Origin of the sequence: Pantoea sp. Tr-811, from assembly GCF_011752535.1 — a bacterium.
In the GTDB taxonomy this organism is placed as follows: Bacteria; Pseudomonadota; Gammaproteobacteria; order Pseudomonadales; family Pseudomonadaceae; genus Aquipseudomonas.
The window spans coordinates 112,195-133,486 of record NZ_VWXJ01000007.1; the positions used below are offsets into that span (position 1 = coordinate 112,195).

General features: G+C 61.2%; 22 protein-coding genes. 3 read left to right on the plus strand and 19 right to left on the minus strand.

The annotated features are described in order from the left end of the window. Positions 1-2: 2 nt before the first annotated feature. Positions 3-371 carry a succinate dehydrogenase, hydrophobic membrane anchor protein gene (sdhD, locus tag F3J44_RS12720; protein ID WP_167272835.1) on the minus strand — a complete coding sequence of 123 codons (369 nt, stop codon included), beginning with the start codon at positions 369-371 and terminating at the stop codon, positions 3-5. Continuing rightward, positions 365-751 carry a succinate dehydrogenase, cytochrome b556 subunit gene (sdhC, locus tag F3J44_RS12725; protein ID WP_370526739.1) on the minus strand — a complete coding sequence of 129 codons (387 nt, stop codon included), beginning with the start codon at positions 749-751 and terminating at the stop codon, positions 365-367. Before sdhC ends, sdhD begins: the two co-directional genes overlap by 7 nt. A 346-nt stretch (positions 752-1,097) precedes the next feature. On the opposite strand from sdhC, the gene gltA reads away from it, so the two are divergent. Further along, positions 1,098-2,387, plus strand: a complete 1,290-nt coding sequence (gltA, locus tag F3J44_RS12730; protein ID WP_167070337.1) for a citrate synthase — start codon at positions 1,098-1,100, stop codon at positions 2,385-2,387. 104 nt (positions 2,388-2,491) lie between these two features. Here gltA and F3J44_RS12735 read toward each other — a convergent pair whose 3' ends face one another. From F3J44_RS12735 to F3J44_RS12795, 13 genes are all read right to left on the minus strand, one after another. Further along, a complete protein-coding gene (locus tag F3J44_RS12735; protein ID WP_167272838.1) occupies positions 2,492-4,066 on the minus strand; it encodes a (2,3-dihydroxybenzoyl)adenylate synthase in 1,575 nt (524 codons plus the stop codon). Next, positions 4,063-5,328 carry an acyltransferase gene (locus F3J44_RS12740; protein WP_167272840.1) on the minus strand — a complete coding sequence of 422 codons (1,266 nt, stop codon included), beginning with the start codon at positions 5,326-5,328 and terminating at the stop codon, positions 4,063-4,065. Before F3J44_RS12740 ends, F3J44_RS12735 begins: the two co-directional genes overlap by 4 nt. Beyond that, the gene (locus F3J44_RS12745) at positions 5,325-6,521 is read right to left on the minus strand and encodes a beta-ketoacyl synthase (protein WP_167272843.1); all 1,197 of its coding nucleotides are present in this window, start codon (positions 6,519-6,521) and stop codon (positions 5,325-5,327) included. Before F3J44_RS12745 ends, F3J44_RS12740 begins: the two co-directional genes overlap by 4 nt. A gap of 13 nt (positions 6,522-6,534) precedes the next feature. Next, positions 6,535-8,325 carry a non-ribosomal peptide synthetase gene (locus tag F3J44_RS12750; RefSeq protein ID WP_167272846.1) on the minus strand — a complete coding sequence of 597 codons (1,791 nt, stop codon included), beginning with the start codon at positions 8,323-8,325 and terminating at the stop codon, positions 6,535-6,537. A gap of 27 nt (positions 8,326-8,352) precedes the next feature. Then, complete coding sequence (locus tag F3J44_RS12755; RefSeq protein ID WP_167272848.1) at positions 8,353-9,198, minus strand: metal-dependent hydrolase; 846 nt, start codon at positions 9,196-9,198, stop codon at positions 8,353-8,355. Positions 9,199-9,232: 34 nt separating this feature from the next. After that, positions 9,233-10,642 carry an isochorismate synthase gene (locus F3J44_RS12760; protein ID WP_167272851.1) on the minus strand — a complete coding sequence of 470 codons (1,410 nt, stop codon included), beginning with the start codon at positions 10,640-10,642 and terminating at the stop codon, positions 9,233-9,235. Beyond that, entirely contained in the window at positions 10,639-10,947 is a 309-nt protein-coding gene (locus tag F3J44_RS12765) for an isochorismate lyase (RefSeq protein WP_167272854.1), read from the minus strand. Before F3J44_RS12765 ends, F3J44_RS12760 begins: the two co-directional genes overlap by 4 nt. A 66-nt stretch (positions 10,948-11,013) precedes the next feature. Beyond that, positions 11,014-12,006, minus strand: coding sequence for a Rieske 2Fe-2S domain-containing protein (locus F3J44_RS12770; RefSeq protein WP_167272857.1), 993 nt, complete (start codon positions 12,004-12,006; stop codon positions 11,014-11,016). 7 nt (positions 12,007-12,013) lie between these two features. Further along, entirely contained in the window at positions 12,014-12,997 is a 984-nt protein-coding gene (locus F3J44_RS12775) for a beta-ketoacyl synthase N-terminal-like domain-containing protein (protein WP_167272859.1), read from the minus strand. Next, positions 12,994-13,446, minus strand: a complete 453-nt coding sequence (locus F3J44_RS12780; RefSeq protein WP_167272862.1) for a 3-hydroxyacyl-ACP dehydratase FabZ family protein — start codon at positions 13,444-13,446, stop codon at positions 12,994-12,996. The genes F3J44_RS12775 and F3J44_RS12780 overlap by 4 nt, the downstream gene beginning before the upstream one ends. Continuing rightward, positions 13,443-13,745 carry a phosphopantetheine-binding protein gene (locus tag F3J44_RS12785; protein ID WP_167272864.1) on the minus strand — a complete coding sequence of 101 codons (303 nt, stop codon included), beginning with the start codon at positions 13,743-13,745 and terminating at the stop codon, positions 13,443-13,445. The genes F3J44_RS12780 and F3J44_RS12785 overlap by 4 nt, the downstream gene beginning before the upstream one ends. A gap of 21 nt (positions 13,746-13,766) precedes the next feature. Then, a complete protein-coding gene (locus F3J44_RS12790; RefSeq protein WP_167272867.1) occupies positions 13,767-14,534 on the minus strand; it encodes an alpha/beta hydrolase in 768 nt (255 codons plus the stop codon). Next, positions 14,527-14,775, minus strand: coding sequence for an acyl carrier protein (locus F3J44_RS12795; protein ID WP_167272870.1), 249 nt, complete (start codon positions 14,773-14,775; stop codon positions 14,527-14,529). The genes F3J44_RS12790 and F3J44_RS12795 overlap by 8 nt, the downstream gene beginning before the upstream one ends. Before the next feature lie 362 nt (positions 14,776-15,137). On the opposite strand from F3J44_RS12795, the gene F3J44_RS12800 reads away from it, so the two are divergent. Continuing rightward, complete coding sequence (locus F3J44_RS12800) at positions 15,138-16,178, plus strand: aromatic ring-hydroxylating dioxygenase subunit alpha (RefSeq protein WP_167272872.1); 1,041 nt, start codon at positions 15,138-15,140, stop codon at positions 16,176-16,178. A gap of 45 nt (positions 16,179-16,223) precedes the next feature. After that, positions 16,224-18,212 (plus strand): asparagine synthase (glutamine-hydrolyzing), encoded by a 1,989-nt coding sequence (gene asnB, locus F3J44_RS12805; RefSeq protein ID WP_167272875.1) that lies wholly within the window; start codon positions 16,224-16,226, stop codon positions 18,210-18,212. Positions 18,213-18,230: 18 nt separating this feature from the next. Here the strand turns inward: asnB and F3J44_RS12810 are convergent, their stop codons facing one another. From F3J44_RS12810 to F3J44_RS12825, 4 genes are all read right to left on the minus strand, one after another. Next, on the minus strand, positions 18,231-18,836 hold the full coding sequence (locus tag F3J44_RS12810; protein ID WP_167272878.1) for an START domain-containing protein: 606 nt from the start codon (positions 18,834-18,836) through the stop codon (positions 18,231-18,233). 33 nt (positions 18,837-18,869) lie between these two features. Next, positions 18,870-19,124 carry a YkgJ family cysteine cluster protein gene (locus F3J44_RS12815; protein ID WP_167070341.1) on the minus strand — a complete coding sequence of 85 codons (255 nt, stop codon included), beginning with the start codon at positions 19,122-19,124 and terminating at the stop codon, positions 18,870-18,872. A gap of 122 nt (positions 19,125-19,246) precedes the next feature. Next, complete coding sequence (locus F3J44_RS12820) at positions 19,247-19,717, minus strand: hypothetical protein (protein ID WP_167272880.1); 471 nt, start codon at positions 19,715-19,717, stop codon at positions 19,247-19,249. A 65-nt stretch (positions 19,718-19,782) separates the two neighbouring features. Then, on the minus strand, positions 19,783-21,225 hold the full coding sequence (locus tag F3J44_RS12825; protein WP_167070345.1) for a PLP-dependent aminotransferase family protein: 1,443 nt from the start codon (positions 21,223-21,225) through the stop codon (positions 19,783-19,785). Positions 21,226-21,292 lie beyond the last annotated feature (67 nt).

A 21,292-nucleotide genomic window follows, 5' to 3' on the forward strand; every position in this document is an offset into this window, starting at 1 on the left:
GATCAGATACCCCAGAGAATCTGCACACCCCAGACGAAGTAAGCGAACATCGCAACGCCGCATACCGCCTGAGCAAGGAAACGTACCGCCGTCGCCGACTTGCCGATCGCCAGAGGCGTCAGGTAGTCAGTGGTGACGGTCCACATGCCGACCCAGGCGTGAGCGCCCAGGGCAACGAAGGCAAGCAGACTGAAGACACGCATCACATTGTTGGAGAACAGGGCATGCCACTGGGCGTAATCGATGCCAGGGTGCAGCGCAAGGTAGCCGATCAGGAAGATGAAATAAGCCGCGAGCACGACAGCGGAAACGCGCTGCGCCATCCAGTCATAAAGACCCGAACGGGAAAAGTTTGTGACGTTAGTTACCATATCCAGACTCCTGCCAGGACGAACGCCACCAGGGAAAGGGCGACGATGATTTTCGAGCCCAGTCGGCCGCCTTCAAGCGTTTCACCGACACCCATATCCATGATCAGGTGACGGACACCGGCGATCATGTGGTACAGCAAGGCAGACAGGAGGCCCCATGCTACGAACTTGGCCAGCGGGCTGGTCAGGTAATCCTTCACGTCGGCGAAGCCTTCCTCGGAGCCCAGCGACTTGCTCAGCGCAAACAGCATGATGCCCAGGCCAAGGAAGACGATGATGCCGGAGACGCGGTGAAGAAATGACGTAACAGCGGTAATTGGGACTTTGATGGTCCTTAGGTCTAGGTTTACAGGTCGTTGGCTTTTCACGGCTTTTTTCACACTGAAGAGCCCTAGCGAACAGGGCAAGGTTGTTGGTTAGTGTACTGGTCAGGTACCCACCACCCAAGAAGCGCGACCCCCTGATAAGGGCAGGAAAGCCCTTGGGAGTCGGCTGCCGAGTATAGACAGTTAGGCTGCTTATGACAACGTGACGGGCTAGCCCAAATAGCGCATTGCCTTTAGCCAGCAAAAAGCGTAAACGGGCAAGAAATTCCAGAAAAATCAGGCTTCAGAGGGGCTTTCAAGCAGCCTTTAGGCAAATTGACATTCGAATTTACTTCTCTATAGTGGTGCGGGCCCTGCGTGGGGGGCTGTCTGATGATTTCAAGCATTAATAGGAGGCCACATGGCTGACAAAAAAGCGCAGTTGGTCATCGAGGGCGCTGCCCCCGTCGAGCTGCCCATTTTAACCGGCACCGTTGGTCCTGATGTAATCGACGTCCGCGGGTTGGGGGCCACTGGTCACTTCACCTTCGACCCTGGTTTCATGGCGACCGCCTCGTGCGAGTCGAAGATCACCTACATCGATGGCGACAAGGGCGTGCTGCTGCACCGCGGCTACCCGATCGAACAGCTCGCCGAGAAGTCCGACTACCTGGAAACCTGCTACCTGCTGCTCAACGGCGAACTGCCGAACGCCGAGCAGAAGGCCCAGTTCGTCAGCACCGTGAAGAACCACACCATGGTTCACGAGCAGCTGAAGTCGTTCTTCAACGGTTTCCGCCGCGACGCTCACCCGATGGCGGTGATGTGTGGCGTGGTCGGCGCCCTGTCGGCGTTCTACCACGACTCCCTGGACATCAATAACCCGCAACACCGCGAGATTTCCGCGGTGCGCCTGGTCGCCAAGATGCCGACCTTGGCCGCGATGGTTTACAAGTACTCCATGGGCCAGCCGATGATGTACCCGCGCAACGACCTGTCGTACGCGGAAAACTTCCTGCACATGATGTTCAACACCCCGTGCGAGATCAAACCGATCAGCCCGGTGCTGGCCAAGGCAATGGACCGGATCTTCATCCTCCACGCCGACCACGAGCAGAACGCCTCCACCTCCACCGTGCGCCTGGCCGGTTCTTCGGGTGCCAACCCGTTCGCCTGTATCGCCGCCGGTATCGCCGCACTGTGGGGCCCTGCCCACGGCGGTGCCAACGAGGCCGTCCTGACCATGCTCGATGAAATTGGCGATGTCTCGAACATCGACAAGTTCATCGCCAAGGCCAAGGACAAGAACGACCCGTTCAAGCTGATGGGCTTCGGTCACCGCGTCTACAAGAACCGCGACCCGCGTGCCACGGTGATGAAGAAGACCTGCGACGAAGTGCTGGGCGAGCTGGGCATCAAGAACGATCCGCAGCTGGAACTGGCCATGCGCCTGGAAGAGATCGCCCTGACCGACCCGTACTTCATCGAGCGCTCGCTGTACCCGAACGTCGACTTCTACTCGGGCATCATCCTGAAGGCGATCGGCATTCCAACCAGCATGTTCACCGTGATCTTCGCCCTGGCACGTACCGTGGGCTGGATCTCGCACTGGAAAGAAATGCTCTCCAGCCCGTACAAGATCGGCCGCCCTCGCCAGCTGTACACCGGCGAACTGCAGCGCGACATCGTCGAGCTGAAAGACCGCAAGTAACCCGCGCCGATAGGGCCAGCAAGCGCACCGCACGCGGCGCGCTTGCTACCAGGCAAAAAACAGGCTGCCCTCGGGCAGCCTGTTTTGCTCATGGCAATGCCTGGTCAGGCATGTTCCAGTGCCAAGCGCTTCTTGTCGATCTTGCCGACCGCGGTCAGTGGCAGTTGCTCCAGCAGTACCACTGCATCCGGGTATTTGAAGTCAGCCAGCCCCAGCGCTTTCAGGTAGTCACAGACCTCCCGTCGCGATGGCCCAGGCCCGATCGGCCGAATGAAATAAACCACACGCTCACCCAGCTGGCGATCCTCTACCCCAACCACCGCGCACTCGCCAATCCGCGCCCAGTCGACCATCAGTTTTTCGATATCCGAGGGAGAGTACTTTTCTCCGGCGCGATTGATCTGCTCCTTGACACGCCCGACCACCGTGACATTCCCTGCTTCATCAACGCGCACCAGATCACCGGAATGATAGAAACCCTCGGCGTCGAACGCCGCCTCATTGATCTCGCGGCGCGCATGGTAGCCGCGAATGGTATAGGGGCCGCGTACATGCAGCTCACCCACATCACCCAGCGCCACCTGCCGGCCATCTTCCCCCACCACTCGGATCTCATCGAACGATGACAGCGGCCGGCCTTGGGTATCCACTTTCGCCTGTTCGGGATCATCCGCTCGATTGAAGCACAGCAGGCCTTCGGCCATTCCATAGATGTGCTGGAGTTCACAGCCAAGCAATTGCTTCAGGCGTCTTGCCGACTCCTTGGAAAAACGCGCAGCGCCCACCTGAACAAGCTCCAACGCGCTGAATGACAAACCGCTGAACTCCAGGTACTCGATCAGCAGTTCGGCAATCGAAGGCACCAGCGATGTGACGGTGATGCGCTGTTCGTTCAGTAACTCGCACAGCCGCATGATGTCCGGCTGAGGCAACAGATGCACCAGCCCACCCGCCGACAACACCCCAAGTACACCCGGGCAGCCAAGCGCAAAGTTGTGGGCAGCCGGCACCACGCACAGGTACCGGCTGTGTGCATGCAAGCCACAGGCCTCAGCCATGGCGGTAATGTTGTAGGTGTAGTCGGCATGGGTACGGGGAATGAGCTTGGGCACTTGCGTCGTGCCACCCGACAACAGCAGGAACGCGACATCGTCTGGTGCGGCTGGCCGTGCCGGCAGCTGGGGGCAAGCGTCCCAGGCATCGTCGCCAAGTAGATCCAGGTAGACCACCCCATTGCGCGGCATGCCCTGGTCGACCAGCGCCTGTGCCAGTACCTCGTAACGAAAATCTGCCAGCTGGCTGCAAGCGATATACATCGTCGCCTGGGCGGCCTCCTGCAGCCCCAGCAGTTCGTATTGCCGGTGCCCCGGCAGCGCCAGGATGGCTACGGCCTGCAGCTTCATCACCGCGAACAGGGCGATGAAGAAGCCGCAGCCATTGGGTAGCTGCAGGATCACCTTGTCCTCGGCACCAAGCCCTCGGGATTGCAGAAAACCGGCCAGTGCCGTCGAGCGCTGGTCCAGCTGCCGATAGGTCAGCTCACCCTGGTCGTCCTGAAGCGCAAGCCGGTCGCCATGCTCCCTGGCCCACTGAGCCAGGCAATCGAGCAGCGTGGTTGCCGGTAGCGCGCCGCATTTGAGGTACTGTTCGAAGGCGGCGGGGTCGATATGCGGTTTCATCCATGAAGCTCCTTGAAGAATGCCACCTGAAAGCGTTGAAGGTGATGCAGTTCGAGGTTGACCTTGATGGTCATGACGCCTGCACCAGACAGGCAAGGGAAAAACTGTACGAAGCGCATCGGGTCATGCAGCGGGGCATCGACATGACAGGGCGCGCCCCTCCCCAGGTCGAAGCGTTCGCAGGGCATGCCACACAGGTTGTTGAATAGCACGCCATGGCCGAAGAAGCTGTCATACAGCGGCGCCAGCAAGTAACGCCCGGGCTGGGCAGCATCGACCATCGCGCAAATGGCCTGCAACTCAGCGTGCAGCGACTCGCAGTCCAGCACCCGCTCACCCGCAGCCTGGCGGACCAGCGCACCGATAGCCTGCAGGTTCATGTCACCGAGCGCAGCTGCCGTCGCCCTTACCGTGGGGTAACAGAGCAGGTTGCCCACCCTGGCAGCATTTACATCCATCAGAAGCCGCGCGTCATAAACCGGGTAGAGCGTCATCGCCTCATCACCTTGCGCGGTGTCGGTCAGGGCGATCAGGCGCCAGATGCAGCCGATCAGCAGGTCGTCACGCATGAAGCGGTGGTAGTCGCAACTGGCCAACAACCGCTCGACATGGGCCTGCGTCAGGGTGAAGGCGGCCTCGGCGAAATGGGCCAGCACCTGTTCATGCTCGGGGCGTTCCCAGCGATCGACCAACGCCCCGTCAGGCACCGTTCCCGGCACTGCCTGCAGCGGAGTGAAATCAGCCGAATCGACCTGCTCACCCGTGCCAGTGGCAAAGCGGGAAAGCTGTGCCAGAAACTCGAAAAAGGTCGTGCCGTCACTCAGCCCGTGCCAAACGCTGAAGCCTACTACCGTGGTATCGTCGAACAGGTTTAAACGAATCTGCAGCAATGGCTGGCGCAAGCTGGTGCGCGATAGCCGATGCTGCTCGCGCCAAGCCCTGTCACAGAACGGATCAATCGAACCGTAGTCCCCCGCGAACACGGCCTCAGGCAACCGTCCTGGGTGCCGGCAAACCTCCAGTCGCACGCCCTGATTATCACCGCTGACCACCAGCCCCTGGGCCGTAGTCTGCTTGCGCCCGGCAAAGTAGGGATTGACGTCCAGCGCACGCGCCAGGTGCCCGGCAAACGCCTGCGGATCCACTGGGTAGTCATACACCAACACATAGTCAGCCCATGACTCGACCATTTTGTCGATTCCGCTCAGCGGCCAAGGTGGCAGGCGCCGTTGGCCGCCGACATTGATGACCTCAAGGCTCATCGGCCACTCCCCTGCTCAGGTGCGGAGAACAGCAGGGCCACGTTTTGCCCACCAAAGCCGAATGAATTCGACAAGACATGGCGCAGCGCCACACCTTCCTGACACTGGCCTGCAATACGTACGCCCTTGTCATCCAGGTTGCCATCGTACTGCAAGGTCGGCGTCACCACCTGGTGCGCCAGGCCGAGCACTGACACCACGGCCTCCACCGCCCCTGCCGCGTGCACCGTATGGCCCAGCATCGATTTGACCGATGTCACCCAAGGCTTGTGCGGGAACAATTCACTGATTACCTGCGCCTCCATCCGGTCATTCTCCGGCGTGCTGGTGCCGTGCGCATTGACGCAGTCCACCTGGCCCGGCTGCAGGCCGGCAGCCTCCACCGCGAGCCGCATGCAATCACGCATACCGGCTCCGTTAGGATCACCCTTGGTACGGTGCTGGTTGTCCGTGGTGCTGGCGCAGCCACTGAAGTGCGCTAGCACGTCCACCCCCCTCGCCTGGGCACTGGCCACACTCTCGAGCACCAGGCACGCACCGGCTTCACCGATGACAAAGCCATCCCGGTCGGCACTGAAGGGGCGGCAGGCCGTTTGCGGTGAGTCGTTGCGGGTCGACAAGGCCGAGAGATTATTGAACTTGCTGACCGTTTCGTCGTAGATGGAGCTGTCCGCTGCAGCCACGATCACCCGCTCTGCCAAGCCATTGGCGATGGCCTCGTAGCCCAGTTGCAGCGCAGACGCCGAAGAGGCGCAAGCCGTCGCGACCACCGTCGGAAACTCGCGCAATCGGTAGGTACTGGCCAGCTCACTTCCCAGCGACTCCTCTGATGACAGCGCAAAAAATGCATTGTCGGAGCGCGGTTGCGTCGCGTCACGCAAACGCTCGGCCCAGTAATACATGCCGTTGGGCAGGCTGTAGTACAGACGGTCGTACGATTGGGCCGGGCAACACGCAGTCGCTTCGGCAATCACCTCGCGCAGGTAGGTTTCAATGACTACACGCGGATTACGCTGCCCCTCGAAACGCTCATCGACTGCAGCGAAGCGGGTACGAATAGCGCCTGGCGCGAGCCGCGCCGACAGTTTGAAGTTCGAGCGCCCCGCGCACAGGGCGTGCCAATTGTGCTCCACGCCCTGCCCCAGGGACGTGCTCAAGCCCAACCCGGTTACAACCACTTGCTTCTTTTGCATCTGAGCCTCGGCGTTAAAGATAGTTGGCGATCCGTGCGATGGTCGGTTGCTGCAGGAACTCACTCATGTCCAACTGGACGCCCAACTCGCGCTCCACCAACTGGACGAAGCGTGTCGCCAGCAGCGAATTGCCACCGCTCTCGAAAAAGTTCATCTGCGGGCCAGTGACGCTGACCTTGAGCAAGCGAGCGAAGAGCGCGGCGACCTTTGCCTGCGCCGGCGACAACTCGCCCTCCACAGCGCCCGACGCCTCGACGATTGCGGCCAGCGCACGCTGGTCGACCTTGCCATTGGTGGTCAGCGGCAGCCGCTCGATGACATAGGCACGCTGGGGCCGCATGTACGCAGGCAAGGGTTCGACCCACGGTGCCAGGCGCCCAAGCGCGCCCTCGGCACCGGCCACAGTGTCCGCGCCACCTTCGCGATAAAGCATGAACGCCACCAGCATTCGCCCATCCACGCCCTCTGTCAGGGCATGCGCCAAGACGATGGCTTCACGCACATTCGGGTCCTTTTTCAGGCAGGCTTCGATTTCTGCCAATTCGACGCGATGGCCATTGACCTTGACCTGGGTATCCAGGCGCCCGTGGTACGTCAGCTCGCCCTGCGGCCCTCGCACAACCCGGTCGCCGGTTCGATACAGGCGCAACAGCTCGCCTTGCGTCGAGCGCCACGTCGGAAATCGCCTGGCGGTTTCTTCCTCACGCTGGAAATACCCATTGGCCAGGCAAACCCCGGCCAGGCAGAGCTCCCCTTCCTCACCGTCGGCGACCGGGCGCAAATGTTCATCGAGGATGAATGCGCGAACGTTGGCAATCGGTTGGCCAATGGGCACGCGCACAGGCCACTGGCTCAGGGGCTGCTGGCTGGTATAGCTGGTCACGACATGGGTTTCGGTCGGCCCGTAATGGTTGACCAACTCACAGTCGCACGCCTGCAGCCACTCGATGATCTGGGGCGTCAGCTGCAAGGCCTCACCCGCCGACACCACCTGGCGCAAACAGAGCGTCTCACCGCCCTGGCGCTCGTGCTCCATGGCGAGCGTTTGCAATACCGAATACGGCAGAAAACACCGCTCGATGCCCACGTCCCCCATGAAACGGTACAAGCGCGAAAGATCCTGGCGCACCTGTGGCTCCAGCACATGCATTTCGCTGCCACTGGCGACTGCGCTGAGCACTTCCTGAACCGAAACATCGAAACCTACCGACGCAAACAGCAGGGTTTTCAACGGCTGGACGAAGGCGCCCGCTGACTCCAACTGGTAATCAATCAGGTTCAGCAGCGCCCGCCGGGTCATTTCCACACCTTTAGGCTGACCGGTCGAACCGGACGTGTAGAGCAGGTAAGCGGGCGCATCGGCCGCCAGCTGCGGAGCACTGGCAGAATCGAACGGTGCCGTCGACATCTGGTCGATGCGCCAGAAGCGTCGCACGCTAGAGGCCAGAAGCGTGGCATCGGCATCGGCGTCGAGCAGTACGCAAGCCATCTGACTGTCTTCGATCATGAAGGCCCGCCGAGCAGTCGGCAGCGTGATGTCCAGCGGAATGTAGACCATCCCGGCCCGGATGACGGCAAGCATGCCTACCACCCCCAAGCCGCGGTCGCTCACTTGCACCCCCACACGACGCGCCCCCGTGCCAAGGATCGCTACAAGTTCGGCTGCCAGGCGCTCTACGCGCAGGTCCAACTCGCTGTAGTTCAAGCGCCAGCTCGCGCTGACAAGTGCCAACGCACGGGGCGTACGCCGAGCCTGGACACGCAGGTAATCTGCCAGGTCACGGCCAGGTTCATAGCCATTCATAGGGATGCTTCCTTGTTCGGGCAGGCTTCAGGCAAAGGCCTGCTCCAAGTGGTTCGAGACCAAGCCGATCAGGTGACGGTTGTCGTGGTCCCACGGGTGGAAATCTGCGCGATAAAAGTCGTCGACATGCTGGACGATCGAGGCAAGCAACCCCTGCGCCCCGTTGAGGAACGGGCTGCTGTCGAGCCACTGGCGCACATCACGTGGCCGCCCTCCTTCCATCAGGTACATCTGGCAGGCGGTGAAACGAAGGTTTTGCGCCAATTGAACCACCGTGCGCCGCATGACCTCATCGAGGTAACCTTTGTCGTCGATGACCTGGCGGTAGACATCGAAGGCCACGCCCTTGTGCTCGATCTCCTCCACGGAGTGCCATAACCAGAAATCACGCACCACCGGCTCGGCATCGGCCAGCCAGGCAGGCTCGCTGATCAGCAGATGCGAGATGATCGCGGTAAGGTGCTCCATGCACACCGTGGTCGCCAGCAACAGACGCGGTTCGGCGTGCTCGCACAGGTACTCGTTGTGGTCCTTGTACGGCGCCTCCACCTGCGCCAGGTCGTAACCACGGTGCTGGCATATCCAACGGTTGTACTTGACGTGCTCCTGGGTGTGGGTCGACTCCTGCTTGAAGAAGATCTTCACCTCTTCGCGCAGCAGCGGGTCCTGGATCTGATCCAGGTAATGGCGCAGCGCACGGATGAACATACGCTCGCCACTGGGCAGCGGAATCGACAAGGCATTGGCGATGATGGTGCGAAAGCGATCGCCACCAAACCAGTCCCCGCCAAGTGCGGCCTCCAGGTCGAATGGGTAGCGGCGCACGACCATGGACGTCGCCCCAGACTGAGCAGCCGTTGATGCTTCGCTCATGAACGTTTCCTCCTGACGGGGGTGCGCGCCAGCCTCAGACCGGCGCGACCTCGTGCCCAACCTGCAGGGCGTTGAACATGCCCGAAAGCTTCAGGCAGGTTTCCTGGTATTCGTGTTCCGGGAGTGAGTCGGCAACCACTCCACAGCCGGCGTACAGGTAGGCGTCGGCGCCCTGCACCAGCACCGAGCGCAAGGCGACGACGAAGTCACCCTCCGCCTGCCCGTTCATCCAGCCGACCGGCCCGGCATACCAGCCACGGTCCAAGCCTTCGTGCTGGCGAATGAATGCAAGTGCCTGGCCCAGCCCTGCCCCCGCCACTGCCGGGGTCGGGTGCAACTGCTCGATCACATCGAGCACCCCCGTCTGCAGCCCGAGTTCAGCCTCGATCGGCGTGGACAGGTGCTGCAGGGTCGGAAGCCGGCGCAGTTCAGGTGCATCCGCTGCCTGCACGCTCGCCCCCAGGCGCTCCAGCCCCTGGCGAATGGAGCGCACCACAAGGTCATGCTCCTCACGCTCCTTGGCCGACGCCATGAGCGCCTGCCCCAACCTGCCATCACTGGCCTCGTCCGCGCCCCGCGCAGTGGTTCCGGCCAGGGCATGGGTGCTCACCACACCGCCTTGCAGGTGTGCCAGGCGCTCCGGGGTGGCCCCGAGAAAACAGCTCTGGCCACGGCGAATGGCAAACAGATGCGCACTGGGATTGCGTTTGCGTAACCGGCGCAGCAACGGCGCGACGGCAATGGGCGCTGAATGCCTGCGCAGCACGTGCCGGGCCAGCACTACCTTGTGCAGTTCACCGCGTCGAATGCATTGCACGGCTTCACCCACCGCAGCTTGCCACTGCGCGGCTGGCACCGACGGCTGATCGGTGCCCACGGGCTCGGCGAACGCTTCGACCGTCGATGCGGGCCTGCCCAGCAGGTCGAACAGCGTTTGCTGCCGATTCAGCAAAGCCTCCACGTCGCAGTCGGCTGCGACCCAGGCTTGCAGCAACAGGCAACAGCCATCTGGCGCCTGCAGCCACTGCAGCGGATACAGCGTCATGACGGCGCTGGGAAACTCGCCCCAATGCGAGTGGCGCGGCGCTGCTGCGTCGAACCGCGCCCCGCCCATCAGCAAAGGCCCGGACACACCTTCCTGAAGCGCCCCCACTTGCCATTGCCGCCAGCGCAACGACAGCCCTGACAGCGACGCCCCGTGCTCGCACAGCAGCTCACTGCCTCGCCCCACGCCGAGCAGCACGCGGTCAGGCTCCCGGGACTCAAGCAAGGCGTAGGGCAGCCCGTGCGCCTCAGCGGTCGCCACCTGCGTCAAGGCGTCGAAGGGTTCGCACGGTAGCGCCAGGCTCACCAGCACTTGCCTGCCCTCGCGGGCGGCGCGGCTGCAGCCCTGTTCGAGCATGGCGCACCAGCGCTCCCATTGCTCCGCGTCCGGGCGACTCATGGCGTATTACCCTGGCGGCTGGACCAGTAGTCCATCTGCTGCGCGATGTACCAGTCGATGATGCCGGCGAACAGCTGTTCGATGTAGTCGGCATCCAGGCCGGCCTGGCACGCCCACTCCCGGCGCACCGGCAACATCCGTGCAACCCGGTCGGGCGCCGGAATACTCTGGAGACTGGGTTTGAACTGAGCAGCGGCCTTGACGTACTGCATGCGCAACCCCATGCACTCGATGATCCGCTGGTCGAGGCTATCGATGGCTTCGCGCACGTCTTCCAGGCCCGTGACCTCGTTGGGTTCTTTCATGAGTTGGTTCTTCCTTGAAGACGACGCCGTTGTGGCGTCGACTGAAAATCGGCGTGGCTCAGCACTTCACGAATAGAGCTCGCCGGCCCATTTGCGGAAATGACGAATGGGCCCATCCACACGGCTCAGTGGTGGGCGTTCGATGTAGATCTTGTTTTCCCAGATGGCGAAATCCTTGGCCAGCTCGGCGGTCAGGCGTGGCACCAGGTAGCTCAGGACCATGCGGTCCTTGCGCCGGTCACCGGTTTCCTTGATGGAAACGGTCATGCGGATGTCGATTCGCCCGTCGGCGACCGGTGTCACGTAGAGGAAGCTGCGAAACTCCAGCTTGCCCTCATCGATACGCACCTGAACCTGATGCAAGCCCAATGCGTTGAGGACCACGCTTGCCTCGGCGATTGAAGGCTTGCCAGCCAGATCGCTGGCACTGATCGAGGTCCAGGACGCATGCGCACCTTCGTAGCGAACGTTGAGCAGTTCACCAATGGCCTGGGAGCCATGTACCGTTGTGAAGTGCGCCACGTCGATACCGTTTTCCGCGATATCCTGCACATGGGCCCGCAGATTCCAGTAGCAATCGCCGCGATGCACCGGAGCGGTCCAACCTTGCTGTTCAACCTCCACCGGCGTCCACAGCGGGGGCTCGCCGTTCGGGTCTTGCCACGCCTGGAGCATACCGCCACGTACGACGGTGGGCCATTTGCGCAGCCCAACCTTCATCGGTGCGTCAACGAATGGGATCTTGCTGCAGCGCCCGCCGCCGTCGTACTCCCAGCCATGGAACGGGCAACGCAAATGCTCGCCTTCGACGACGCCACCATAGCCAAGGTGCGCCCCCAGATGCGGGCAATGCGCATCGTAGACCGCGACCTCGCCGGACTCAGTCCGTACCACGACGATGTCGCGGTCACACAAGCGGGCCGGCTTGACCGACGCCAATGCCAGGTCCTCGACCCAGGCAACCGCATACCAGCCCCGCGGCGAGGCGCTGAACGGAAAGCGCTCACCCGCCCTGGTTGCCTGCAGCGCAGGCAAAGGGTTCTTGACTTGTGTATTCATCGGCGCCTCAGAAAACGTCCAGGACAAAGGTTTCGTATCGCTCACGGGCGATCTGCGTCACCAGCAGGGCACGCCTGTGGCCTTCAGGTGCTTGCTCTCGCAGTGCCTGAGCAGCCAGGTAGACCTGCACCGGCAGGGTCGCTTCGTGCAGTTGGCCCATCATGCGCTGCACATCCAGCACCGGCACCTCAACGTCCAAGGCCGGCAGCCAGCTGTGGCCTGCGGTGAAACCATGCACCACAAGCATGTTGGCTTCGCACTGCTGCACACGCTCTGCCACTTGCCCTTGCGTGACAGGCCCAGTGCGCCGCAAACCTGCCAGAGCGCCCTGCGACTCGGCGTCCAGCACCATGCAGCAGGCCGCCGTACCGAAAATGCCAAGCCGCTCGGCATCTGGCCCTGCCAGGTACTCGTCATGCATCGCCTGGTCGCCGTTGAACACACCACCGACCAGCATCTGCGATGTGCGCGCGCTTGCCAGTTTTTCCAGCGCGTGGATAACCGCTTGCACAGACGCTGCAGCTTCGCCGACGAAGGACAGGCTCTCACCCTTGAGCCCCAACAGGATGGCGATGTTGGCGGCATACAGGTTTGGCAGTTCGGCCAGGAAGTGGGTTGGCCTGAGCCTGGCCAGTTCCTGGTTGATATCGAGCACGCCATCAGCAGCCGCCGCGAAAATTGCAGCATCGACTGAATCATTGCGCTCACCGATCTTGGCCGACATGTACAAGTCACATGTGCTGCGGCTATCGCCGCTCACACCGGCCTCTTCCAGCGCCAGGCCCGCGGCACAGACCAGCATCTTCTGGCCAGCACCCATGGCATTGATGTCACGCACCTTGGTTACGAAGCGTTCCACCGGAAACGCCGGCAAAGGCACCTTTCCTTGCACTGCCGACACCTCTGCCGCTGGCGCTTGCCCGTCTCCCAGTGCGCAAGCACCGGCACTGTGTACGATGCCCATGCCCTTGATATAGATCGTCTCGATCATCGGAGCCTCTCATGACAGCCCAAGACGGTGCGCTGCACCGCCTGGCGTAACCCATCGTTGTCGAACGGCATCAGTCGCAGCATCCATTGCGCACGCGCCACCACCTCGGCATGCCTGAGCGTGCCTTCGCACACCAGGTAGCTCTCGGCTCGATGAACAATGCGCACGTCCGCCTGAAGCCGATCGCCTGGCCTCACGAAACCATTGAACTTGGCTTGTTTGATGTTGATCAAGAATGCCATCTTGGCGAAGTCCGACGACAACATATAAAGAAAGCCGCCCGCCTGTGCCATCGTCTCTACCATCAACACACCCGGCAGTATCGGATAACCCGGGAAATGCCCATCAAATACCGGAGCGCGCTCCGGCACCTGACTACTGCATTGAATTGAAACCCAGGGTTCAATGGCCTCAACGCGATCAATCAGTAGGTTTTTCTCGATATTCATGCACTGACAGGCGCACCTTGGACAATTTGATATACCGCCGCCACGAAATCTTTCATCTTGTGCGTATTCTTTTCACCGTTCGGGCTACTGGCCGACCACTCTTCCAATGGAAATTGAATTTTATAGGCGTCTTCAATTTCAAATACGATATCCAGGAAGTCGACACTGTCGATACCCAACTCTTGAGTCAGGCTCATTTCGCCTTCCACCCGTTCGATACCCAGGTCGGCCGTGTCGCAATATTGCAGAATGATTTTTTCCACGGTGTCGTGTACTTGCTGCAGGCTAGGCTCGCTCATCATTATTCCTATCGTTTGTCGTTAAGGGTTGTCGCACTGAATAAATTCAATCACGCGCTCGATCAGCGCTGCATTTCGAAATACGCCCGAGTGTCCAAGGCCCCGCGTTTCAATGAACTGCGCACCGGCCCAGACTCCGCGCAATGCACGCGCACCGGCCTCGATCTCGATGACCGGGTCTGCTTCGTCGTGATGGATGAGGGTCGGCAGTGAAAGCGTCTTGCACAACTCGATCGGCGAGTACGCCTGGCGCCACTCAGGGCCAAAGGCCTGATCGATCGCTGCTGCCAGGTCGCCCATGGTCAAGCCCTGGGCTTGTTGCAGTTGCAAGAACCGCTGGAAGACGTATTCCTGGGTCGCCGCTGGCGAAAGGCAAACCAGTCGCTGCGCCCCCAGGCCAGCGTTGAGCGCACGCATCACCCAACTGCAGGCCATCGAGTGCGCGACCACCGCAGCCGGCTGCGCATAACGCCGCGTCTGCAGCAACGCCTCCCAGATGAAGGTGGACGGAATGAACCGCCCCTGAGGATCGTGCGATGGAATGTCTACAGCGAGCACGCCACGCCCTGCCGCCAGCAGCCCATCGATGAACGTGCCGAATTGCGCGGCATTGCCATTGGAGCCATGCACGCAAAGCACAGGCGCGCTACCCGCCCAATGATGGCAACGTACCTCCAGATCCCCCCATTCGAAGCTATCGCAGCGCGCCTTGGCAAAGGTCGCCTGGTAACTGCGAGGGACGCGCAGGGGCTCTGGCCGCGCAATGGCCAGCGTCGAGAGATCAGGCATGCGGATCTCCCCGTTGCGCCGCCAGGATAAAGCGCGCCTGTTGCTCGATCGTTTGCAGTTGCGGGTATTGGCTGATCTCCAGCCTGACCCCGAATACCTTCATGCCTTGCATGAACAAACGCATCAAGGCCAATGAACTTCCCCCGGCCTCATGGAACCGAGTGGTATCGTCAAATTGTTCGTCTGGCAATAAAGATTGCCATAACGCCCGTAACTGGTTCCTTACGTTCTGCTCACTCAAAACCATCCCTCATTAGACTAAGGTCGAAGTACAACCAGATGAATGGATCGCTACTCAAGCGGATGCATTCAAATGAGAGTTCTAACTTCTTTCTTATTCACAGACGAAGGGCTTCGCTGTCGAGCAACCCCGAGGGCGTGTGCCTGCCGGCGGTATTAACCGCAACTTCGTCCGTGAACGGCATCGTGCAACTCCATTTAGCACAACAGACTCGTCGCAACGCTGTCAACCCAACAAATCTAAAAAAAACATGAAATAAATTGGGCTCTTTTACGGGTATTGCACCGCCTCGCCGTTTGCTCTAGGCTCGCCGTCCCTAAACATCATGAATCGTTTGAGCTTGGCATTACGAATTTCCTGCAATGCTCGCCCCTGGGCTCGAACTCAACAAGGAAGTGCACGCCATGGAGTTTGGCTGGAGCCGTATTTCGCGTTATTTTCACCCCGTACTGGCTGAGCAGGACGTACGCGAAAAGCCCGTCCAAGTGGAGGTGGGCGGCCTGAAGATCGTCCTGTTCCGCAACAAGGAACAGCAGATCGTCGCCATGCCCGACCGTTGCCCCCACCGATTCACGCCCTTGTCCATGGGCCGTGTCGATGAAAATGGCAACATCGAGTGCCCTTACCATGGCTGGAGCTTCGACGCCCAAGGCCAAGGGCATATGCCACACATGCCAACGTCGCGCTCCTGCCGCATCGAAGTACTGAAAACCATGATTCGCAACGGTGTGGTCTGGGTTGGCGGCGTAGACGCCGAGCCGCTGGAAGAGTTCGCCGACCCCGAATACACCTTTCTCGGGCAATTCCCAGTGGTGTTCGATTGCCCATTGCACGTGGCCTTGGACAACTTTTCCGAAGACGAACACTTCCCCTATGTGCACCAGACATTCGGCTGGGACCGTGAGGGTGCCAAGGATGTGCAGTACGAGTTCAGTCAGGACGAACACAGCACCCTGAACTACTACCGAGGCCCCATTCGGAAATTCCCCTTGATGTTCCTGACCGGGGTCAAACCTGGCGACATCTCGCACAATCGCTTCCACACCCTGTTCAACCCGGTGCGTAGCACCTACGAATCCTGGGTAACCTGCCAAACACGGCAGGTCAGCATTGGCGGGCACATCAAGACCACCATCTTCTTCGTTCCCAATGCCGATAACCGCACCACGCTCTACAGTTTCGTTCACTCACGTGCCAGTGACCGGAAATCTGCCTTCTTCCAGAAACATTTCCGCCCCTTCATCTTGCGCTTCATCAAGAAGGAGTTCGAAGCCGACGGCTCATTCTCCAGCCAACTGTCCCACCTGCCCTATGCCTTGAACGGCGCCCGCCTGGGCAAGTACGACAAGCCATTGGTCGTTCACCGCCGCATGCTCGAGCGTATCTACCTCGGCGAGCAATGAGCCGCCACCCTTTGGCTTTGCAGTTACTTTCAAAAGGAACACAGGATGTGTGGAATTTTTGCGTCGCTCGGCTATGCACCCGACAGTGTCGACCTGGACAGCGCACTGGCGGCGCTGAGCCATCGAGGGCCAGATGGCAATAACGGCTATCGCAATGCGCAAAAGCAGGTGGTACTCGGACATACCCGCCTGTCCATCATCGATATCGCCAGCGGGGGCCAGCCCTTGTACAGCCAGGATCGTGAAAAGGTCCTGATCTGCAACGGCGAGATCTATGACCATCAACGTCTACGCGCCGAGCTGATCGCTGACGGTTACCCAATCGCCACAGGCTCTGATTCGGAACTGATCCTGCACCTCTACGAGCGTGATGGCCTGGACTTCACGCAGCATCTGCGTGGCGAATTTGCCTTCATACTGCTTGATTGCCGCCTGCAACGGGTCATCGCCTGCCGCGACCGCTTCGGCATCAAACCCCTGTTCATGCACCAGCACCCCGACCAGCCAGGCCAACTTGTGTTTGCCAGCGAAGCCAAGGCGCTGTTTGCCAGCGGCCTGGTCAAACCCGTGCTGGACCCCATCGGCCTACGCGACATGCTCAGTTTCGTGCCGATGGACAGTGTCTTCGAGCACGTCACGGCGCTACCCCCTGGGCATCTTCTGTTGGTCGACCTGGGCACGCGCGAGCAGACCTTGACGCCCTACTGGCCCCTGGACCTGCTGCCCGAACCGCTACCCGCCGGCACCACAGAGGCAACCCTCTGCCAATCGCTGCGAGATCACCTCGAAGAGGCGGTCGCCCTGCGCCTGCAGGCAGACGTGCCGGTGGGGGTTTACCTGAGTGGGGGTTTGGATTCCACCGCCGTGGCCGCCGTAGCAGCAAAACTCAGTGCCAAGCCGATCGAGACATTCAGCATTTCATTCAGTGACCATGCCGATTTCGACGAAGCCTTGATCGCTGAACGCACGGCACGGAGCTTGGGCGCTCGCTTTCACAAGGTCATTTGCCAGCGCGATGACCTGCTGGCCCACCTCGAAGACAGCCTGTGGTTTTCAGAAACTCCAGCAGTCAATTACAACGGGGTCGGCAAGTTCCTGCTTTCCAGACTGGCCCGGCAGCATGTCACCTGTGTGCTCACCGGCGAAGGCGCCGATGAGGGGCTTTTGGGATACGGTTATTTCAAGGCTAATGGGCAAGGGCTTTCCAGCCATGCATACGGGCGTGACCAGGCCGGCGCGAGTGCGGCCAGCGCTGCAGCAGCAGACACATTGAACGAAGCCGTGGGTTTCGTACCGCAACCGGAAATGGCCGAGTTGTTTACACCTGGCGCACAACGCATGCTGGCCCGCTTGTTCAACCGCAAGCATCGTCAGCGCTTGCAAGGAACATCGCCCCTCCAACGCCTGCGTCAACGCCTGGACCGCCGTGAACTCGACCGATTGCCATTGCTGAACAAACTGCAAACGTTCAGCATCCGCGGCTTGCTCAGCCCGTTCATCCTCGCCAACCTGGGCGACCGCCAGGAAATGGCCCATTCGATCGAAGGGCGAACACCGTTTCTCGATCACAAACTGTTCCAATGGCTGGCAAAACTCCCCAACGAATGGAAACTGCGCGGCGACGTTGAAAAGTACCTGCTGCGCGAAGCTGTCAAGGACATCATCCCCGAAGAGGTCTACTGCCGCCGCAAGTGGCCCTACATCACACCGCCGATGTGGGTGAGCAAGCGCTCTGGTACGGCGATGGCCCGGCTCATCGACACCTACCTGAGTCGCTCGGCGCTATGCGCGTCGGGTCTTTTCTCCAGCAACGCGGTGCGTTTGATGCTGCTGATAGTCCGGACATCCTGGCTACCTGGGCGCTTGCGTGAAAAGCTCAACAACCTGCTGCTTTTCATGCTGACGGTGCAGATCATCGAAAAACAGTACGTTCAACAGTTCGACCAGCAACTGCACACGCAGCATCAGCGCACGCAAACGGCCTATAGCACACTCAAACGCACCACTCGCGAGCCCGAAGCACAGCCTGGATAGGCTGTGCCAGCTCGATTCTCAGGGGCGCTCGGCAAGCGCCCGCAACCCCTTCAGGGTATTGAACGGCGCATCCACCACGAACTTGTTGGCCACCATGGCCGGCACACTGCCCCCAGGCTCGGTGTGCACCTGGTAGGTCACCTCGGTGCTGTCGCCCTTGGGCACCAGTTTCCAGAAGCCCTCTACCTTGGCCACCCGCACGAAGCCCTTCTCTTCCGGGATATAGGTCGGCTCTTCGACCAGGTTGCGGGTCAGGCTGCCGTCAGCGCCCTTGACCGTGGTGATGTGCAGCACCGAATCGCGCGCCGTTACCGGCCACGGGGTATTGAACTGGGTGTAGGTCCAGCTCTGGTCACCCTCGTGCTTGAGCAACTTCTGCGCCTTGCACTCGTGAATCCAGGCACACGCCCCGGCCACATCCTCCTGCAGCGCCTGCACCTTGGCCAGCGGCGCCTTGATCAGGGTCACGCCACGGTAGGCCTTGTACTTGGAGCCTGCCACTTCACTGAGGGACACCTTGATGCCCTCCTCGTCCTTGGCCACCTGCCAGTTCTCGGCCCAGGCACTGGGCGCCAATACCACGCCCAGGCCACACAGCAGTGCAATACGCTTGATCGATCTCATCGTCTTGTTCCTTGTTGTCGAAGATCCAACCTGTCACGCCGCCGTCATCTGCTCCCACCAGCCCAGAATCCTGATTGCCTCGTCGCGGTCATTGCCGCAGACCTCGATGTCCGCCTTGAACCCCCCACACACCGCCGGCCGCTCGGGCTTGCCAAACAGGTCGCAGAGGTTGTCGAGGGTCAGGTGCAGGCAGCGCTCGCCCGCCGGCTTGCCCTGGGGCATGCGCGGCATCGCGGAACTGATGGACGGGGCAATGCAGCAGGCACCGCAGCCCTCACGGCAATTCATGGCTTTCAGGACTCCCAGAAGCAAAACGGGACGAACGTCCCTGGATAGTAACCGCTCAAACACACGTTTGAAATTGCTGGCCCGATGAAAACTGCCGTGACCCGGCAGTCAGTTGCGCAGGGCTAGTTGCGGAACTGAAATTCGATGGCCGCACCGTCCACTTCCCGGCGGGCATCGTTGCGCAGCTGCAGCTGCATTTCATTGCTGATCAACCGGCCATTGAGCTGGAACGGGCTGTCATCGGATTCCGGCTTGGCCGTGAACATGGCGGGCAGCAAAGGTTTGCGCCGCAGGGTAGCATCACCCACCTCGGGCTGCAGGTTCTTGACCATGTCGGTGGGCAGGCTCAGGTCCAGCTTGGCCTTGGGCAACGGCTGCGCCACCGCCTTGCTGACCGGCTTGCGCACGGGCTTGGCCTTTGGCTTGCTCGCCTTGGCCGGCTGCCGGGCCGCTGGCTTGGCCACGGGCTTGTGCGCCGCCTTGGGCTGCTCCGCCTTGGCCGGTGCAGGCGGCTGCGCAGCCTGCACCACGAGGCAAGGCCCGCAGAAGGCGGCAAGGCAAAACACCAGGGCAAAACGACGCAACAGGCTCATGAACACCAGAAAAGGCAGGCTGTGAAAGTGCGTATGCTCGCTGTTCCGCCCGCCGCTGGCAAGCCTTACAAAAGTGTGGGTTGTGGCTCGCGGCACAACTGTTGCGCCAGCAGCCCCAAGGTAATCACTGCACGCTCGGCTTCCTTGTTCCACGGAATGCCGCAATTGAGCCGGATGCAGTGGTTGAATTGCTCGGTATTGCTGAAGATCAGCCCCGGGGCAATGCTGATCCCCTGCTCCAGCGCACGCACATGCAGCTCTTGGGTGTTGACCCGCCCTGGCAGGCTCACCCAGAGAATGAAGCCCCCTGTAGGCCGGGTCATCTGCGTGCCTTCCGGGAAATGTTGCTGAACCGCCAGCTGGTAGGCACTGAGGTTCTTGCGGTACTCCTGGCGGATGTAGCGCAGGTGGCGGTCGTAGCCGCCGTTCTCCAGGTACGCCGCTACCCCCATCTGGGTGACGCTGCAGGCCGAATGGGTGGTGAAGGTCTGCAGCCGCTGGATCTCCTCCTGGTAGCGCCCTGCCACCATCCAGCCCACGCGCACGCCGGGCGACAGGGTTTTGGAAAAGCTCGAACAGTAGATTACCCGGTCCAGCCGATCGAAGGCCTTGAGCGCGCGGGTCTTGCCCTGCTCGAACATCAGCTCGCCGTAGATATCATCCTCGACGATCTGGATATCGAAGTCCGAGGCCAGGCGCAGCAATTGCTTCTGGCGCTCTTCGGGAATGGTGCCGCCCAGGGGGTTGCTCAGGCGCGAGGTCAGCACCAGGGCCTTGATCGACCACTGGTTGGCGGCCAACTGCAGCGCTTCGAGGCTGATGCCGGTGGACGGGTCGCTGGGGATTTCGATGACCTTCAGGCCCAGCAGGTCGGCCAACTGCAACAAACCGTAGTAGGTGGGCGACTCTGCGGCGATCAGGTCGCCCGGGCGGGTCAGCACCCGCAGTGACATCTGCAGGGCGTCGACGCAACCATGGGTGACGATGACCTCACGCGGGTCCACCAGCACGCCGGCATCGCGCATGCGAATGGCGATCTGCCGGCGCAGCGGCTCGAACCCGGGGCTGAACATGTAGCTGAACGCACGCGGGCTGTGGAAGCGGGTCACCTTGGCGATCTGCTGGTGCAGGGCACGCACCGGCAGGTAGTCGACATGGGGCACCGCGGCGCCGAAGGGGAACACGCCGTCGCGGCGGGCTTCGGTCAGCACCTGCTGGATGATGCTGGCCCGGGTGACCAGGCCAGGGCGTTCGACCCGGGCGATATCCGGGGTTTGCGCGGTCAGGGCCGGGGTCTGGTGAACGTAGTAGCCCGACTGCGGCCGGGCGCGAATCAGGCCCTGGTCTTCGAGGTTGGCATAGGCCTGCAACACCGTGGCATGGCTGACATTGAGCTGGGCGCTCATCTTGCGCACGGAGGGTACGCGCTCGCCTGGCTGGTAGACACCACGACGGATGTCATCGGCCAGTTGCTGGGCGATGCGCTGGTACAGCAGCAGGTTGGTCATGGCGGTATCTCGACGCGCGGGCGGGCTCGTTATTCTTGTGTGACACACTGACGGTAGAGCATACCGT

Excerpts from the sequence above, each read along its gene's own strand:
- F3J44_RS12800 (WP_167272872.1), top strand. The coding sequence starts at position 15,138 with ATGCTCGCCCCTGGGCTCGAACTCAACAAGGAAGTGCACGCCATGGAG.
- F3J44_RS12765 (WP_167272854.1), bottom strand. The coding sequence starts at position 10,947 with ATGAAAGAACCCAACGAGGTCACGGGCCTGGAAGACGTGCGCGAAGCC.
- F3J44_RS12745 (WP_167272843.1), bottom strand. The coding sequence starts at position 6,521 with ATGCAAAAGAAGCAAGTGGTTGTAACCGGGTTGGGCTTGAGCACGTCC.
- F3J44_RS12750 (WP_167272846.1), bottom strand. The coding sequence starts at position 8,325 with ATGAATGGCTATGAACCTGGCCGTGACCTGGCAGATTACCTGCGTGTC.
- asnB (WP_167272875.1), top strand. The coding sequence starts at position 16,224 with ATGTGTGGAATTTTTGCGTCGCTCGGCTATGCACCCGACAGTGTCGAC.
- F3J44_RS12815 (WP_167070341.1), bottom strand. The coding sequence starts at position 19,124 with ATGAATTGCCGTGAGGGCTGCGGTGCCTGCTGCATTGCCCCGTCCATC.
- F3J44_RS12785 (WP_167272864.1), bottom strand. The coding sequence starts at position 13,745 with ATGAGCGAGCCTAGCCTGCAGCAAGTACACGACACCGTGGAAAAAATC.
- F3J44_RS12755 (WP_167272848.1), bottom strand. The coding sequence starts at position 9,198 with ATGAGCGAAGCATCAACGGCTGCTCAGTCTGGGGCGACGTCCATGGTC.
- F3J44_RS12780 (WP_167272862.1), bottom strand. The coding sequence starts at position 13,446 with ATGAATATCGAGAAAAACCTACTGATTGATCGCGTTGAGGCCATTGAA.
- F3J44_RS12740 (WP_167272840.1), bottom strand. The coding sequence starts at position 5,328 with ATGAGCCTTGAGGTCATCAATGTCGGCGGCCAACGGCGCCTGCCACCT.
- F3J44_RS12760 (WP_167272851.1), bottom strand. The coding sequence starts at position 10,642 with ATGAGTCGCCCGGACGCGGAGCAATGGGAGCGCTGGTGCGCCATGCTC.
- F3J44_RS12775 (WP_167272859.1), bottom strand. The coding sequence starts at position 12,997 with ATGATCGAGACGATCTATATCAAGGGCATGGGCATCGTACACAGTGCC.
- F3J44_RS12825 (WP_167070345.1), bottom strand. The coding sequence starts at position 21,225 with ATGACCAACCTGCTGCTGTACCAGCGCATCGCCCAGCAACTGGCCGAT.
- sdhD (WP_167272835.1), bottom strand. The coding sequence starts at position 371 with ATGGTAACTAACGTCACAAACTTTTCCCGTTCGGGTCTTTATGACTGG.
- F3J44_RS12735 (WP_167272838.1), bottom strand. The coding sequence starts at position 4,066 with ATGAAACCGCATATCGACCCCGCCGCCTTCGAACAGTACCTCAAATGC.
- F3J44_RS12790 (WP_167272867.1), bottom strand. The coding sequence starts at position 14,534 with ATGCCTGATCTCTCGACGCTGGCCATTGCGCGGCCAGAGCCCCTGCGC.
- F3J44_RS12810 (WP_167272878.1), bottom strand. The coding sequence starts at position 18,836 with ATGAGATCGATCAAGCGTATTGCACTGCTGTGTGGCCTGGGCGTGGTA.
- F3J44_RS12820 (WP_167272880.1), bottom strand. The coding sequence starts at position 19,717 with ATGAGCCTGTTGCGTCGTTTTGCCCTGGTGTTTTGCCTTGCCGCCTTC.
- F3J44_RS12770 (WP_167272857.1), bottom strand. The coding sequence starts at position 12,006 with ATGAATACACAAGTCAAGAACCCTTTGCCTGCGCTGCAGGCAACCAGG.
- gltA (WP_167070337.1), top strand. The coding sequence starts at position 1,098 with ATGGCTGACAAAAAAGCGCAGTTGGTCATCGAGGGCGCTGCCCCCGTC.